The organism is Gordonia sp. B8661-1, assembly GCF_059427765.1.
On the sequence record NZ_JCAHRL010000008.1, the window covers coordinates 158,337 to 173,719 of the forward strand.

At 66.6% G+C, this 15,383-nt stretch carries 13 protein-coding genes; 7 read left to right on the forward strand and 6 right to left on the reverse strand.

The features are described 5' to 3' along the window. Positions 1–36 precede the first annotated feature (36 nt). Entirely contained in the window at positions 37–879 is an 843-nt protein-coding gene (locus AC4JJG_RS16950; protein ID WP_495400417.1) for a class I SAM-dependent methyltransferase, read from the reverse strand. Next, positions 876–1,418, reverse strand: coding sequence for a 2'-5' RNA ligase family protein (locus AC4JJG_RS16955; RefSeq protein ID WP_495400418.1), 543 nt, complete (start codon positions 1,416–1,418; stop codon positions 876–878). Before AC4JJG_RS16955 ends, AC4JJG_RS16950 begins: the two co-directional genes overlap by 4 nt. Positions 1,419–1,584: 166 nt before the next feature. Here AC4JJG_RS16955 and rpsA point away from each other — a divergent pair, with 166 nt between their 5' ends. Then, positions 1,585–3,072, forward strand: coding sequence for a 30S ribosomal protein S1 (gene rpsA / locus AC4JJG_RS16960; protein WP_495400419.1), 1,488 nt, complete (start codon positions 1,585–1,587; stop codon positions 3,070–3,072). Between the two features lie 227 nt (positions 3,073–3,299). On the opposite strand, the gene AC4JJG_RS16965 is transcribed toward rpsA, so the two are convergent. Then, positions 3,300–3,830 carry an SWIM zinc finger family protein gene (locus AC4JJG_RS16965; protein ID WP_495400420.1) on the reverse strand — a complete coding sequence of 177 codons (531 nt, stop codon included), beginning with the start codon at positions 3,828–3,830 and terminating at the stop codon, positions 3,300–3,302. Further along, positions 3,827–5,509 carry a DEAD/DEAH box helicase gene (locus tag AC4JJG_RS16970; protein ID WP_495400421.1) on the reverse strand — a complete coding sequence of 561 codons (1,683 nt, stop codon included), beginning with the start codon at positions 5,507–5,509 and terminating at the stop codon, positions 3,827–3,829. Before AC4JJG_RS16970 ends, AC4JJG_RS16965 begins: the two co-directional genes overlap by 4 nt. A gap of 146 nt (positions 5,510–5,655) precedes the next feature. Here AC4JJG_RS16970 and AC4JJG_RS16975 point away from each other — a divergent pair, with 146 nt between their 5' ends. The 4 genes from AC4JJG_RS16975 (at position 5,656) to AC4JJG_RS16990 (ending at position 9,580) form a co-directional block, all read left to right on the forward strand. Next, on the forward strand, positions 5,656–6,414 hold the full coding sequence (locus tag AC4JJG_RS16975; protein WP_495400422.1) for a TetR/AcrR family transcriptional regulator: 759 nt from the start codon (positions 5,656–5,658) through the stop codon (positions 6,412–6,414). A gap of 112 nt (positions 6,415–6,526) precedes the next feature. Next, positions 6,527–7,708, forward strand: coding sequence for a zinc metallochaperone AztD (gene aztD / locus AC4JJG_RS16980; protein WP_495400523.1), 1,182 nt, complete (start codon positions 6,527–6,529; stop codon positions 7,706–7,708). Positions 7,709–7,810: 102 nt separating this feature from the next. Then, positions 7,811–8,995 (forward strand): dephospho-CoA kinase, encoded by a 1,185-nt coding sequence (gene coaE / locus AC4JJG_RS16985; RefSeq protein ID WP_495400423.1) that lies wholly within the window; start codon positions 7,811–7,813, stop codon positions 8,993–8,995. A gap of 117 nt (positions 8,996–9,112) precedes the next feature. Then, positions 9,113–9,580, forward strand: coding sequence for a hypothetical protein (locus AC4JJG_RS16990; protein ID WP_495400424.1), 468 nt, complete (start codon positions 9,113–9,115; stop codon positions 9,578–9,580). A 66-nt stretch (positions 9,581–9,646) separates the two neighbouring features. On the opposite strand, the gene AC4JJG_RS16995 is transcribed toward AC4JJG_RS16990, so the two are convergent. Beyond that, positions 9,647–10,195: a ribonuclease FAU-1 family protein gene (locus tag AC4JJG_RS16995; RefSeq protein ID WP_495400425.1), complete on the reverse strand. Its 549-nt coding sequence runs from the start codon at positions 10,193–10,195 to the stop codon at positions 9,647–9,649. 79 nt (positions 10,196–10,274) lie between these two features. On the opposite strand from AC4JJG_RS16995, the gene uvrB reads away from it, so the two are divergent. Together uvrB and AC4JJG_RS17005 are read left to right on the forward strand one after the other, a co-directional pair. Beyond that, a complete protein-coding gene (gene uvrB, locus AC4JJG_RS17000) occupies positions 10,275–12,437 on the forward strand; it encodes an excinuclease ABC subunit UvrB (RefSeq protein WP_495400426.1) in 2,163 nt (720 codons plus the stop codon). A 145-nt stretch (positions 12,438–12,582) separates the two neighbouring features. Continuing rightward, positions 12,583–13,026, forward strand: coding sequence for a universal stress protein (locus AC4JJG_RS17005; protein ID WP_495400427.1), 444 nt, complete (start codon positions 12,583–12,585; stop codon positions 13,024–13,026). 3 nt (positions 13,027–13,029) lie between these two features. On the opposite strand, the gene AC4JJG_RS17010 is transcribed toward AC4JJG_RS17005, so the two are convergent. After that, entirely contained in the window at positions 13,030–15,375 is a 2,346-nt protein-coding gene (locus AC4JJG_RS17010; RefSeq protein ID WP_495400428.1) for a HelD family protein, read from the reverse strand. Positions 15,376–15,383 lie beyond the last annotated feature (8 nt).

The following is a 15,383-nucleotide window of genomic DNA, read 5'->3' on the forward strand; positions in this document are numbered from 1 at the left end:
GTCGACTCGTCGCGCTCGTATACTGCGGAGTACCGGTCACCCCGGCTTGCGGCAGCAGAAGATCGCGGTGCCCGGGAAGTACTGTCCGCGCAGCGGGCTCCACTGTCCCCATACGCGGTCGAAGCCCTCGGGCCATTCGGGTTCGATGATGTCGTCGAGATCGAGACCCGCCGCACGGATTTCGCGGACTCGGTCGCCGATCGTCCGGTGATGCTCGACGTAGGTGATCGTCCCGTCGTCGTCGGCCTCGGTATAGGGCGTGCGGTCGAAGTACGGGATGGTGACGGTCAGCCCCCGTGGCCCGGGATCGTCGAGGAACATCCAGCGCATCGGATGATTGATGGCGAAAACCCATGTCCCGCCGGGCCGGAGGACGCGGGCGACCTCCGCCATGACACGGGCCGAGTCGGCGACGAACGGGATCGCGCCGAAGGCCGAGCACGCGGCGTCGAAGGACTCGTCGGCGAAGGGGAGTGCTTCGGCGTTCGCCTGCACCAACGGGGTCGCGCGCGCATCGGTGCGCATCGTCTCCACACCGACAGCCAGCATGCGGCGCGACAGGTCGATGCCGACGGCGTGCGCGCCCCGGCCGGTGAGCCAGCGGGCACACGGGGCGGACCCGCAGCCGATCTCCAGGACCGTGCGCCCGTCGATGTCGCCGAGGAGTCCGGCATCCTCTTCGCGCAGACCTTCGGGGCACCAGACGAAGTCGCCGCCCTCCCGGAAGGTGCCGAGGAACTCGCCGTGTTCGGCGTGATACGCGCCGGCATCCGAATCCCACCAGGCGCGGCTCGCGTGTTCGCTGGCCGCCGAGTCGACCGACCCCAGCACGCGGGGAGGGCGCGCCGAGCCGGTCGCCGGTTCGTCGTTCGTGGTCACGGCTCGATGATAGGAGCGCGGATCACCTGTTCGGTGTGATCGTCGCCGTTCCAGATCCGCACCGCGTCGAAAGCCGCCACGACATCCTCCGGCGGAAACGAGTCCAGGACCGCGAGTGCGCGGTCGACGAGAGTCGGATCGAGACGTCGGGCGAGGGTGACGTGCGGAGTCCACCGGCCCGGACGGCAATGCGGGAACCAGGTCGATTCCCCGGAGATGTCGATGGTCGTCAGTGTCGCCTGGCATGCCAGCAGTTCCGTCGACGGGATCACGAGACGAGCCAGGGTGTACCGGGCACCGGAGCCGAACAGGACCGGTGCGCCGAGCACGGCACTGATGGGCAGGCGATGAACCACGGGGGAGAGTTCGGCGGCGCCGACCGACAGGGCCGGTGCCGCAACGAGCGTCACGTGCGGTCGATTCGTCGGAGCATCGATCCGCCCCTGAGTCGGCAGGCCGGCGTCGCCGAGGGCCGCCCACCGGGCGCGGATCGCGCGATCACCCGCGTCGTCGAGCAACAATTCGATCGAATGCGCCACGAGCCCTCATCCATCCGGGTTTGCCCAGGACAACGCGCCTGGAGTACGCTTGCTCACGCGCGTGTGCTCTACTGCGCGCTTCTGCGCATGCCGCCGGTCAGCTGGGGGTTTGCGCCGATCCACACGAACTGTACCTACTACGAACCTGTCCGGAGCACCTCACCATATGTCGTCCCCCACCATTTCCTCGCCGCAAGTAGCCGTCAATGACATCGGCTCGGCCGAGGACTTTCTCGCCGCCATCGACTCCACGATCAAGTACTTCAACGATGGCGACATCGTGGAAGGGACGATCGTCAAGGTCGACCGCGACGAGGTTCTGCTCGACATCGGTTACAAGACCGAAGGCGTCATCCCGTCCCGCGAGCTGTCGATCAAGCACGACGTCGACCCCAATGAGGTCGTCAACGTCGGCGACGAGGTCGAAGCCCTGGTCCTCACCAAGGAGGACAAGGAAGGCCGCCTGATCCTGTCCAAGAAGCGGGCTCAGTACGAGCGCGCCTGGGGCACCATCGAGGAGCTCAAGGAGAAGGACGAGGCCGTCAAGGGCACCGTCATCGAGGTCGTCAAGGGCGGCCTGATCCTGGACATCGGCCTGCGTGGCTTCCTGCCGGCATCGCTCGTGGAGATGCGCCGCGTCCGCGATCTGCAGCCGTACATCGGCAAGGAGATCGAGGCCAAGATCATCGAGCTCGACAAGAACCGCAACAACGTGGTCCTGTCGCGCCGCGCATGGCTCGAGCAGACCCAGTCCGAGGTCCGCAGCGAGTTCCTGCACCAGCTGCAGAAGGGCCAGGTCCGCAAGGGCGTCGTGTCCTCGATCGTCAACTTCGGCGCCTTCGTCGATCTCGGCGGTGTCGACGGCCTGGTGCACGTTTCCGAGCTGTCCTGGAAGCACATCGATCATCCGTCCGAGGTTGTCGCGGTGGGCGACGAGGTCACCGTCGAGGTTCTCGACGTCGATCTGGACCGCGAGCGTGTTTCGCTGTCGCTCAAGGCCACCCAGGAAGATCCGTGGCGTCAGTTCGCCCGCACCCACGCCATCGGCCAGATCGTGCCGGGCAAGGTCACCAAGCTGGTGCCGTTCGGTGCGTTCGTCCGCGTCGACGAGGGCATCGAGGGTCTGGTCCACATCTCCGAGCTGGCCGAGCGCCACGTCGAGGTGCCCGATCAGGTTGTCGCCGTCGGTGACGACGCGATGGTCAAGGTCATCGACATCGACCTGGAGCGTCGCCGGATCTCGCTGAGCCTCAAGCAGGCCAACGAGGACTACACCGAGGAGTTCGACCCCTCGAAGTACGGCATGGCGGACAGCTACGACGAGCAGGGCAACTACATCTTCCCCGAGGGCTTCGACGCCGAGACCAACGAATGGCTCGAAGGCTTCGAGAAGCAGCAGAAGGAGTGGGAAGGCCGCTACGCCGAGGCCGAGCGTCGCCACAAGATGCACACCGCGCAGATGGAGAAGTTCGCCGCTGCCGCCGCCGAGGCCGCCAACGCCCCGTCGGATTACTCGTCGGCATCCGAGGGCGCAGCCCGCGGTGGATCGTCGTCGAGCAGCTCCAGCAGCAGCAGCGGTTCGTCGGCCGGCGGTTCGCTGGCCAGCGACGAGCAGCTCGCCGCACTCCGCGAGAAGCTGTCGGGCAACGCCTGATCGCTCGCTGAGCACCTGAACGACGACGGTGGCCCCTCCCGTATCGGGAGGGGCCACCGTCGTTTGTGCGGGATGGTCTCGATATGCGGCGGACTTCGTCCGGCGCTACTCGACCGGCGCCAAATCCGCTGTTCGACCGGCGCCAAATCCGCTGTTCGCCTAATCCGCTGATCGAGTAGCCTCCGAGCGCAGCGAGGCGGCGTATCGAGATCCGTTGCCTCTCGTCGTCAGCCGTAGAACGTCGCCGCGTCCACCGAGCTGAGAGGTACCCATCGTGGGGGCGGGCCGGTGCCCGGGTGCTGAGCGCCGAAGTCCTGGAGCGACAGGGCGATTGCGGGGTCCTGGTCGACGGCCGCGGCCACTGCATAGAGCGCCGCGAGGACGTGCACACAGAGCGCGCTGCGTGCCTTGCAGGAGCAATCACAGTTGTCGAGTACGGGGCCGGGGCGCTGCCCGGCATCCGTGGCGCGCCTGTGCATGTCGTCGTCGGGGGATCCGGCGGACAGCATCTCGCGGAGGGTATCGGCGGTGGCCGGGGCCATCGGCGCGAACTCCAGGTGTGCCACGGATGCGGACCCCGCTCGATGAACCAGAGCCTTGACCAGCCTGCCCTCCATGGTGAGTGTGACGGAGCCGTGGCGCGTCAGGCGGCGTGCCAGGGGCGCAGCCTGATTCGGTGTGCTGGTCGACAAGGGCTCGGCGATGCGGACGATGTCGGCACCCCATCGGGTGTAACCGTATTCGGGCAGGGCTGTCATCGTGCCTCCCGGGATCGGCGCAGGATGTCGAGGAGCCGGTCGTCGTCGAGCCGCGCCAGGTCGGCGATGACAGAGGTGTCGGTGGCGTGGGTGCCGAGCGCGGCCTTGCGCTGATGCATGGTCGCGATGTGTTCCTCCAGGGTGGTCGCGGTGGTGAGAGTGGTGATGGTGACGGGCCGTTCCTGTCCGATGCGGTGGACGCGGTCGGAGGCCTGTGATTCGACGGCGGGATTCCACCAGCGGTCGTAGTGCACGACGTCGCACGCGCGCGTCAGGTTGAGGCCGACACCACCGGCCTTGAGACTCAGGATCATCAGGGGAGGCGTTGCGCCGCTCTGGAATTCGTCGATCATCCGGGATCGGTCCGCATCCGACAGACCGCCGTGGTAGAAGTCGACACCCAGATCAAAGGTGTCGCGGAGGTGCCGCTGCAGCAGCTCTCCGGTGTGCCGGTACTGGGTGAAGATCAGCGTGGGGGAGTCGGTGGCCAGATTGGTCTCGATCAACTCGGTCAGGACATCCAGTTTGCCGGACCGATTCTCGAGTGCGCGAAGATCGCCGGTGACCAGCCCCGGGTGGTTGCACACCTGCTTGAGCGTGGTGAGGACGGCGAGCACGCGGCCGTGCCGTTCGAACCCGGAGCCGAAACCGTCGTCTTCGGCCTCACGGAGCGCGGCGTCGTAGACGTCGGCCTGTTCGTCGGTGAGATCGCAGAGCACCGGGTTGTCGATCTTCGGTGGAAGTGCCGATGCCACATGGCTTTTGCTGCGGGCCAACATGACGGGTGCGACGGCGACGCGCAGTCGATCGATGGCACCGCGGTCACCGTCCGCGACGGCACGCGTGAAACGCCGACGGAACACCGCGCGGTGCGGGAAGTGTCCGGGTACCACCACGCGCAGGATGGACCACAGTTCGTCGAGGTCGTTCTCAACGGGAGTGCCGGTCAATGCGACGCGTGCGTCGGCGGTGAGGTCCCGGGCGGCGCGTGACACCTGTGTGCGCGGATTCTTCAGGCTCTGAGCCTCGTCGAAAACGGCGGTGGCCCAGGACATTCCGGCCGCGACCCCGGTGCGGACCTGCGGATACGACACCACGATGACGTCACCCGCGCCCAAGGACTGTCGGAGACCGCGCGCGTCGTGGGCGGTCAGCCCCGGTGCGAACCGTCGGATCTCGCGAATCCAGTTGTGGATCAGGCTCTTCGGACAGACGATGAGCTGCGGTCCTCGGTCCGCACGGCGAACCAGGAGACCGATGGCCTGAAGGGTCTTGCCGAGCCCCATCTCGTCGGCCAGCAGTGCGCCGCCCGCGCGATCGACGGTTTCCTCGAGCCAGGCGACGCCCCGCTCCTGGTAGGGGCGAAGATCGGCGTCGATGACCCCGGTGAGCTCCCGGGACATGCGCGTGGTGCGCCGGAATGCGTCGAGTGCGTAGGCGGAGGAGGTGACGGCGGTTCTCGTCGGGTCCGTCTCGGCGTGGGCGGCCGCCGGCAGTTCGAGGGCCTCGGCGCCGGAGATGATGTCCCGCCACGTCTGCAGAGACCTGCCGGTCTCGTCGTCGCCGGTGTCCGGCGACCGAAGTTGATCGGTGTCCACGAGGCGACACGGCACCTGATGCGCGGCCATTACCCCTCGGTGTGGCACGGCGAGTGTCACCGCCGGAGTCGTGGACGGCATCGGCTCATCGGTGACGTCGCCCGGCGACCAGAGTGCGAAGAGATGGAGGTCGGGCAGGTAGGTGGCTTGGAGAGACAGATCGACTCCTTGTCGTACACTGTATGGAGTAGGTGCTTCGTACAGTGTACGGGAAAGGGAGGCGGCGGGTGGTGGACGACGTTCGGCAGCTGATCCGGTTGCTCTGGCGCACCGGCGACGAGCCCGCTCCGGCACGGCGTGGACCGACCAAGCGCCTGACGGTGGATCAGGTGGTCGCCGCTGCGATCAGCCGTGCTGACGACGTTGGACTGGACGCACTCTCCATTCGTGCCCTCGCCGCGGACCTGGGGCTCGGCCCGATGAGTTTGTACACGTATGTGCCGAGCCGGGACGTCCTCCTCGGCCTCATGGTGGATGCGGTGGCGGCGGACGATCAGCCGTTCGGCCCGATGGGTGAGTTGCCGGCGGCGCTGACGGTCATCGGCCACGCTGTGCTCGATGAGTACCGACGCCATCCGTGGCTGCTCGACGTACCGATGTGGCGGGATGTGCTCGGGCCGCACCGACTCCGACGTTATGAACGGCAACTCGAGGTGCTGGAGCGCTACCCGTTCACCGACCTCGAGCGCGACCACCTAATCGGAGCGATCTCCTCGATCGCGGCAGGGGCGGCGCGGGCCGCCCGGGACGTCGGCGGTGTCGTCGCGCGCAGCGGGTTGACCGATGCGCAATGGTGGGAGATCGCCGGGCCGGAACTCGAATCGGTCATGGCGGGCGAGGATTTCCCGCTGGCCGGACGAGTCGGCACCGCGGTCGGCGAATTCTACGGTGCGCCTTCGGATCCGGGATCGTCCTTCGATTTCGCGATGTCGCGACTCATCGCGGGGGTGCAGGATCTGGTGGCCGAGCGCGGCTACGGCGAGTGAGTCCGAACCCATAGTCTGTTGACAATAATTTTCATTAACTGGTTGGCTGTCCGACGTGAATCGACAATCGACATACCTGACACGGACGGCGAGCCTGCTGATCGCCTGCGGCATGGGCCTGCTCACGGCATGCGGCAGTGGCGACTCGACCGATACCGCCGCCTCCTCCAGTGCGACGGCGAGCGCCACCGAACAGGGCGGCGCGACACCGCGACTGGCGCTCAGCTACGACGGCGGCATCCTCGTTCTGGACGCGAAGACCCTCGACCAGGTGGCCGAACTGCCCGCCGATGGCTTCATCCGTCTGAACTCCGCCGATGACGGCCGTCACGTATTCGTCTCGGAGAGCGAGGGTTTCCGGGTTCTCGACATGGGCACGTGGTCCAAGCCCCACGGCGACCACAAGCACTACTACACCGGCGCTCCGCAGCTGACCGACATCCGTTTCGGTGGGGAGGAGCCGGGGCACGTCGTGCCGCACGACGACCGGATCACCCTGTTCAGTGACGGGACCGGCCAGGTCGACGTCATCGACCCGGCAGAACTGACCCGGGGCCCGGCGGCGGCCAAGGGCTTCAAGGTCGACACCGCGCATCACGGTGTGGCGGTCACGCGCGCCGACGGCAGCGTCGTGGTGACGCGTGGCACCGAGGACGCCCGGACCGGCATCGCCATCCTGGACGGCGAACGTCGGGAGATCGCCTCGAACGACGACTGCCCGGGCGTGCACGGGGAAGCCGCCGCGCAGGGCGGTGCTCTGACCTTCGGATGCCAGGACGGCATTCTGGTCGTGCGCGGCAACACCATTCAGAAGGTGAAGAGTCCGGATGCGTACGGCCGGATCGGCAACCAGGCGGGCGCCGACTCCTCGCCGTTCGTGCTCGGCGACTACAAGACCGACAAGGATGCGGAACTCGAGCGGCCCAACCGTTTCACGCTCACCGACACTCGTACCGGCGCCCTGCGCGTCGTTCCGTTCCCGGCGAGCTACAGCTTCCGCTCCATCGAGCGGGGACCGAACGGTGAGGCGGTCATTCTCGGCACCGACGGTGCACTTCATGTGTACGACCCGGCCACGGCCGCGCCCATCCGCGTGATCCCGGCCATCGGGGCGTGGACGGAGCCCGACGAATGGCAGTCGGCGATGCCGAATGTCCACGTGCAGGACGACGTGGCCTATGTGACCGATCCGGGGGCGAAGAAGATCGTCGCCGTCGATCTGACGAACGGAAAGACCGTCCGGAGTGCGGACCTTCCGAAGGAGACGATCGAACTGACCGGCGTCACCGGCTGACCACACGTGCCGACCCGTTTCGGCGACGATCACCCGACCGGGTGAGCGGCGAAGAAGCGGGTCGGCGGGTGCCGGGCCGTCGCATTTGCGAGACTGGATGGCGTGATCAGACTGGGACTGTCCGGCGGCATCGGGGCCGGCAAATCGACGGTGGCCACCACCTTCATCGAGCGCGGTGGCTATCACATCGACGCCGACAAGATCGCCCGCGAGGTGGTGGAACCGGGGACGGAGGGGCTGGCGAAGCTCGTCGAGGCCTTTGGTGACGACATCCTGGCCGCCGACGGCAGTCTGGATCGGCCCGCGCTGGCGGCGAAGGCCTTCGTCGACGATGAGCAGCGACAGAAACTGAACGGGATCACGCATCCTCTGGTCGGAGCGCGAACACAGGAGATGCTGGAGGCTGCGCCGGCGGATGCCATTGTGGTGCAGGATATCCCGCTGCTCGTCGAGGGAAATATGGCGCCGTTTTTCCACCTCGTCGTGATCGTGTACGTCGATGAGGAGTTGCGGGTCGAGCGGTTGACCACGTCGCGTGGCATGCCGGAGGAGGACGCTCGCGCCCGCATCGCCGCCCAGGCGACCGACGATCAGCGGCGAGCCGTGGCCGACGTCTGGCTCGACAACACCGGCACGCCCGACGAACTGGCCGCAGCGGCCGCAGCGCTGTGGGACGAGCGTCTCGTGCCCTACGAACGCAATATCCGCGAACGCCGTGTTGTCGAGGGTGAGTTGACCCTGGTGGCGGCGGATCCCGACTGGGCGGCCGCTGGTAGTCGCGTGGTGAGCCGCCTCTGGGCGATCGTGGGGGACAAGGCGTCCACGATCGACCACATCGGTTCGACCGCGGTGCCGGGGCTGATCGCCAAGCCGACGATCGACGTGCAGATCACCGTCGCCGACATGGACACCGCCGATGCTCTCGCCGACGTCCTCGCCGACGGCGGGTTTCCGCGGGTGCCGGGAGTCGACGGCGACAACCCGAAACCCGACCCGGCCACCGGCTCGGTGGATGCGGGGCGCTGGGGCAAGAGGCTGCACGGTTCGGCCGATCCGGGACGTGCGGTGAATGTTCATGTGCGCGCGCAGGATTCGCCGGGAGGGCGTTTCGCCGTCGATTTCCGGGACTGGCTCAGGGCCGACGAGGATGCGCGGCGCGAGTATGCCGAGATCAAAGAGGCCGCGCTGGCGGCCTCGGATGGGGATCGTGATCGATATGTCGCGGCGAAGGAGCCGTGGTTCGATCAGGCCTATGCGCGGATCGCGGAGTGGAAGGGTGCGCGCTGACCCGTTCGCCAATCTGATTGCGGATGTATTCAAAATGCCGCGAGACGTCGCCGGTGGTTGCTAGCGTGCACGGGAGTACCTGTTCGTGCGTGTGAGTCATCGGCCAAGGAGCGTGACATGAAGTCTGTCGAACATCGGATCGTACGGCGATCCTTCTGTGCGGCGGCAACTTTGACTGCCATCGGAATGGCGGGTGCCGGCCTTGCCGCGCCCGCACAGGGGGCCGTGGCGGGCATTGCCGTCGACACGCCCGCCGGATACGGCTCGACCGATGGTTCGTCCAATTACAACGTCTACGGTGCGGGATGCGCGTATCGGTTGTCGATCATCGTGAACGACCCCGCCTCGGCGCGGTCGAATCTGCGGATCACCGCCACGGCGAACGGGCGTACCACGACGCTTCACGACGCGAAGCCGTCAACGACGCGGGTCACGGCGACCTGGCGCCCTGTCACCACCGGCCGCCAGACACTCTCGGCCACGCTCGACGGCGTGACGAAGACCCGGACGGTGCGTGTCGCCACCGGCGTGCAGTTCCCGTCGTTCATTCGTGGGGGAGCGTGCTTCGTCTTTCCCGTCGGCTGAGATGACAGTCGAGGTGCCGGTGTCGGAAGGACCTGGGTAGCACCTCGACCGTGCGGCGAGGTCGAGTTATCGCTCCGCGCGTCGATCGAGCCAGGTCAGTTGTGTGCCGCACACGTCGTCCAGCCACGCCTGCACGTCGTGGGCGTGTTCGGCGGAACCCACCAGGGCGCGTGTGGCGATCGTGACCGCCTCCTGGCAGTCGGAGGTGTCCAGTAGACCCGCTCGGTGTGCGTCGAAGAGTTCGTCGACGTCGATGAGTTCGAGTGGAGTGCCGGGGACATCCACGAGATCCAGGTACCAGTCGACGGCGTGCCAACGGCCCTCGGTGTCCGGGAAGCCGAAGGAGCCGACGTCGAGATAGAGTCGCTGGCCGGTCCGGTGTCCCTCGGTGAAGTGGAAGATGTTGGCGCGCAAGCCGAGCGCCGGCAGCAGCCACGATTCGAGGTGGTGGAATCTCGGGTGGTCGGCGGTGCGCGACATGTACAGACCGAAGTCGGTGACCTCGTAGCGTTCGACCGGCCGGACGAAGCCCTTGTTGTCGGTGTTCGTCATCGCGGGCACGTCGAACACCTCACGTTTCGGAGGGTGGAGTGAGGCCGGCGCCGGGTCGGTCATGCGTCGACTGTAACGAGGCTCGCAGCCCTGTGTCCGGTTGCGGAACATAGTTGTCGTATGTCGCGTTTACCCTGGCGTTATGGCTTTCGCAGCAGAACGTCCCGTCCTCGCGCACTCCGAGTTCCGGCCGGTGGGCGAGATCGAACGCACCGGGGCTCCGTTCGAGGTGGTCAGTGAGTACGAGCCCGCCGGTGACCAGCCGGCCGCCATCGCCGATCTGGAACGCCGGATCGACAGTGGTGAGAAGGACATCGTCCTGCTCGGCGCCACCGGTACCGGCAAATCGGCGACCACCGCCTGGCTCATCGAGAAGGTCCAGCGCCCGACGCTGGTGATGGCGCCCAACAAGACCCTGGCCGCCCAGCTCGCCAACGAATTGCGCGAGATGTTGCCGAACAATGCGGTCGAGTACTTCGTCTCGTATTACGACTACTACCAACCCGAGGCGTACATCGCGCAGACGGACACCTACATCGAGAAGGACTCGTCGATCAACGACGATGTCGAGCGCCTCCGGCATTCGGCCACCTCGAGTCTGCTCTCGCGCCGCGACGTGGTGGTGGTCGCATCGGTGTCCTGCATCTACGGTCTCGGCACGCCGCAGTCCTACCTGGATCGCTCGGTCGAGCTGGCCGTCGGCGAGAACATCGATCGCGATGCGCTGCTGCGCATGCTCGTCGATGTTCAGTACACCCGCAACGACACCGCGTTCACACGCGGGAGCTTCCGGGTCCGCGGCGACACCGTCGAGATCATCCCGTCGTACGAGGAACTCGCAGTCCGCATCGAGTTCTTCGGCGACGAGGTCGAGGCGCTCTACTATTTGCACCCGCTCACCGGTGACGTTGTGCGGCAGGTCGATTCGCTGCGGATCTTCCCGGCCACCCACTACGTGGCGGGACCCGAGCGCATGGAAAAGGCGATGGCGTCCATCGAACAGGAGCTCGAGGAGCGCCTGGCCGATCTCGAGGGCAAGGGCAAACTGCTCGAGGCGCAGCGGCTGCGTATGCGCACGAGTTACGACCTGGAGATGATGCGGCAGGTCGGCTTCTGCTCGGGTATCGAGAACTACTCGCGCCATATCGACGGCCGTGCCGCCGGTAGCGCGCCGGCCACACTGATCGACTATTTCCCCGACGATTTCCTGCTCGTCATCGACGAGTCGCATGTGACGGTGCCGCAGATCGGCGGCATGTACGAGGGCGACATGTCGCGGAAACGTAACCTCGTCGACTACGGCTTCCGGCTCCCGTCCGCAGTCGACAACCGTCCGCTGACCTGGGACGAGTTCGTCGACCGCATCGGTCAGACGGTGTACCTGTCGGCGACCCCCGGACCGTACGAACTCGGCCAGGCCAACGGTGAGTTCGTGGAGCAGGTCATCCGTCCGACCGGTCTGGTCGATCCCGAAGTGGTCGTCAAGCCGACCAAGGGCCAGATCGACGACCTGGTCCACGAGATCCGGGAGCGCACCGAACGCGACGAGCGGGTCCTGGTCACCACGCTCACGAAGAAGATGGCCGAGGATCTCACCGACTATCTGCTCGAACTCGGCATCCGGGTGCGTTATCTGCATTCCGAGGTCGACACGTTGCGTCGTGTCGAACTGCTCCGGCAACTGCGATCCGGTGAGTACGACGTCCTCGTCGGCATCAACCTGCTCCGTGAGGGTCTCGACCTGCCCGAGGTGTCGCTGGTCGCGATCCTCGACGCCGACAAGGAAGGCTTCCTGCGCAGCACGACCTCGCTGATCCAGACCATCGGCCGCGCCGCCCGCAACGTGTCGGGTGAGGTGCACATGTATGCCGACAAGATCACCGACTCCATGCGGAACGCCATCGACGAGACGGAACGTCGGCGGGCCAAGCAGGTCGCCTACAACAAGGAGAAGGGCATCGATCCGCAACCACTGCGGAAGAAGATCGCCGACATCCTGGATCAGGTGTACCGCGAGGCCGAGGACGACGCGGTCGCCGTCGGTGGCTCCGGTCGCAATTCGAGCCGTGGGCGACGCGCCCAGGGCGACGTGTCGAAGGCGCGGGGCGCGAGTTCCGGTGTCATCGAGAAGCGTGATACGTCGGCGATGCCGCGTGCCGAGCTGGCCGATCTCGTCGCATCCCTGACCGAACAGATGATGAGCGCCGCACGCGATCTGCAATTCGAGCTGGCGGGACGGTTACGGGACGAGATCGCGGATCTGAAGAAGGAATTGCGCGGAATGGACGCCGCGGGCATCAAGTGACATCCGGGGCACCTATGTGCTGATGCCCACGATCTGCGGACAAACCCCGCGACGGCCAACTACTGTCCCGGAGCGAGGGCTTTACAGTGTGGGATGACATCTGCCCCGTGATGTACGGGGATCCGAAGGAATGGTGGAGGTTGGGATGAACGCGTATCAGACGATCGTCGTCGGCACCGATGGCTCCGAGTCATCGTTGAAGGCGGTCGAGCGTGCGGGGGCACTCGCCGGTGACACGGCGACGTTGGTGATCGCCTGCGCGTATTTTCCGAATGACCGAGATTCCGGTGGCGCGGCCGACGTCCTGAAGGACGAGGCCTACCAGGTCACCGGTTCGGCGCCGACGGACGAGATCCTGCGCACCGCGCGGGAGCGGGCCGCCAAGGCGGGCGCTTCGAAGGTCGACGCGCGCCCGGTCAAGGGTGCGCCCGTGGACGCATTGCTGCAGCTGGTGACCGATGTGCGTGCCGAACTGCTCGTCGTCGGCAACAAGGGCCTCAATTCGATCGCCGGGCGTCTGCTCGGGTCGGTGCCCGCGGATGTCGCCCGCAAGTCGGCGTGCGACGTTCTCATCGTCCACACCACATAACGGTCAGTCGTCGATTCCCCCGGCCGGCATCGTGCTCAACGGCCGGGGGAGTTCGTCTGCGTGGACGACGGTGAGTCGCTGCGTCGCACGCGTCAACGCCACGTACAGGTCGGAGTAGCCGCGCGGTGAGGAGTTCACGATCGCGGTGGGCTCCACCACCACCGTGTTGTCGAACTCCAGGCCTTTGCATGCGGCGACGGTGAGGACACGGGGAGAATCGTCGACGTCGGCGGCGGCACGGGCCACCGCCGGATAGAGATCGTCGGGAACGATGATCGCCGTCAGTCCGGACTCGGCGTTCCGCGTGGCCGCGGTGACAGCCGTACGTGCCAGGTCGGTCGGTGCGGCTGTGATGGCGACAGGCTCGATTCCGTTGCTGCGCAACGATGTCGGTGGAGACTGCTTCGGGTCGATCTCGGCGAGGACCCGGGTGGCATACGCCATGATCTCGGCCGGCGTGCGGTAGTTGACGGTTAGCTCGCGCAGTTGCCAGCGGTTCGCGACGTACGGCTGCATCACCTCACCCCACGAGCGGGTGCCGGCAAGGTCGCCGGTCTGCGCGGTGTCGCCGATAATCGTCATCCATCGATTGGGGATGCGCCGCATCACCATGCGCCACGCCATCGGAGACAATTCCTGTGCCTCGTCGACGATCACGTGACCGAACGCCCAATTCCGGTCGCCATGCGCACGTTCGGCCGTCGTCAGCCGCTGGGTCTCGGTCTGTCGCGCGGCGAGTTGTTCGGCGTCGATCAGGTCGTAGGCCATCAGGATCTCGGGATCGAGTTCGTCCTCGAGGTCCTGTGGCGCAGAACCGGTCAGGATGTCGAGCGCGTCCTGGGCGTCGGCCAGTTGCTGACGCCACCGTGCACGTTCCGCGCGCTCGGCCTCATCGGTGCCGTAGCCGATGAGTTCCGCCAGTTCATCGATGAGGGGAACGTCCGCGGGAGTCACCGCGTCGTCGCCGGTGGCGGCGGGCATGCGGTGCAGAGCCGCGCGATCCTGCTCCGGCCAGCCCGGGGTGGCCTTCCGGATGGCACCGGGATCCGCGTAGAACGATTCGAGCAGGCCCTGCGGTGTCAGCGTCGGCCAATACTCCAGCAGCGCCTTTCGGATATCGGCGTCCTGGCTCATCTCATCGCGGATATCGGCGATATCGGAGGCGCTGAGCAGTTGGGATCCGTCGAGCAGGCTGGACCCGATGGTGCGCGCGTGGGCCTGCGCCAGACCGTCCATGGCGGCCCGCAGGAAGACGGGCTGTGCCTGATTGTGGGCTCGGCGCGAACTACGGGCCTTGGCGCGAGCGGTCTTGATCAGTGCGGAGTCGATGGTCACCTGGTAGGTGTCGAAATTCACCGAGACCGGTTTCGACGGAAGGGCCTCGGTTGCGCGAACCGCACGTTTGAGGACGTCGACCATCCGTAGGTCGCCCTTGACGGCCGCGGCGTGCCGGGATTCCTCGGCGCGGGCGTGGATACCGGGATACAGGTCGCCGATGGTCGAGAGCAGCACACCGGATTCGCCGAGCGACGGAAGGACCTGACCGATGTAGGTGAGGAAGTCGTCATTCGGTCCGATGATGAGAATGCCGCTGCGCGACAACGTGTCTCGATGGGTGTACAGCAGATAGGCGGCGCGGTGCAGTGCGACGGCCGTCTTGCCGGTGCCCGGACCACCCTGGATGACCGTGACACCGCGGTGCGTCGACCGGATGATCAGATCCTGCTCGCGCTGGATCGTCTCGACGATGTCGGTCATTTCGCCGGTGCGCGCCGCGTTCAGCGCGGCGACGAGCGCCGTCTCGTTCACGACGTCACCATGGCCGACATCGTCCGGCGATGCGTCCGCCAGAGTCAGGTACTCGTCGTTGACCGCCCGCACCGCACGATTGCGGGTCCGGACGTGCCGGCGCCGGTCGACCTCCTCCGGCGCGGCGGGCGTCGCCAGGTAGAACGGCCGGGACAGCGGTGCCCGCCAGTCCAGCAGGAGGGTGGTGTCGGCCGCATCGTCGTCGAGGACGCCGATGCGGCCGATCCGCCGGGTTTCACCATCATCCAGATCCAGGCGGCCGAAGTACAGATTATGTTCGGCCGCATCGAATTTGGTGAGGTCGTCGGTGTACAGCCGCTCGTAGGACTCGCGTTCCGAGCGCGCCTGCGGCGTGCCCCCGGTTTCCCGGAGCGTGGAGGCGAGCCTCCGCTCGGTGTTCGCACGCATGCGGTCGAGACGGCCGTACACCTGGTCGAGGTGCTGTTGCTCCTCGTCGATCCGGGGGTCGACGTCCGGGTGGCCGTCGGTGCGGCTTTCCGCAACCCCCGTGTGCGTGGTGTCCGTTCTCGTCGTGCTCACCGTGGTCG

Bases quoted from the DNA above. Each gene is read 5' to 3' on its own strand.
- rpsA (WP_495400419.1), top strand. From the start codon at position 1,585: ATGTCGTCCCCCACCATTTCCTCGCCGCAAGTAGCCGTCAATGACATC.
- AC4JJG_RS16990 (WP_495400424.1), top strand. From the start codon at position 9,113: ATGAAGTCTGTCGAACATCGGATCGTACGGCGATCCTTCTGTGCGGCG.
- AC4JJG_RS16965 (WP_495400420.1), bottom strand. From the start codon at position 3,830: ATGACAGCCCTGCCCGAATACGGTTACACCCGATGGGGTGCCGACATC.
- aztD (WP_495400523.1), top strand. From the start codon at position 6,527: ATGGGCCTGCTCACGGCATGCGGCAGTGGCGACTCGACCGATACCGCC.
- AC4JJG_RS16995 (WP_495400425.1), bottom strand. From the start codon at position 10,195: ATGACCGACCCGGCGCCGGCCTCACTCCACCCTCCGAAACGTGAGGTG.
- AC4JJG_RS17005 (WP_495400427.1), top strand. From the start codon at position 12,583: ATGAACGCGTATCAGACGATCGTCGTCGGCACCGATGGCTCCGAGTCA.
- uvrB (WP_495400426.1), top strand. From the start codon at position 10,275: ATGGCTTTCGCAGCAGAACGTCCCGTCCTCGCGCACTCCGAGTTCCGG.
- AC4JJG_RS16970 (WP_495400421.1), bottom strand. From the start codon at position 5,509: ATGCCGTCCACGACTCCGGCGGTGACACTCGCCGTGCCACACCGAGGG.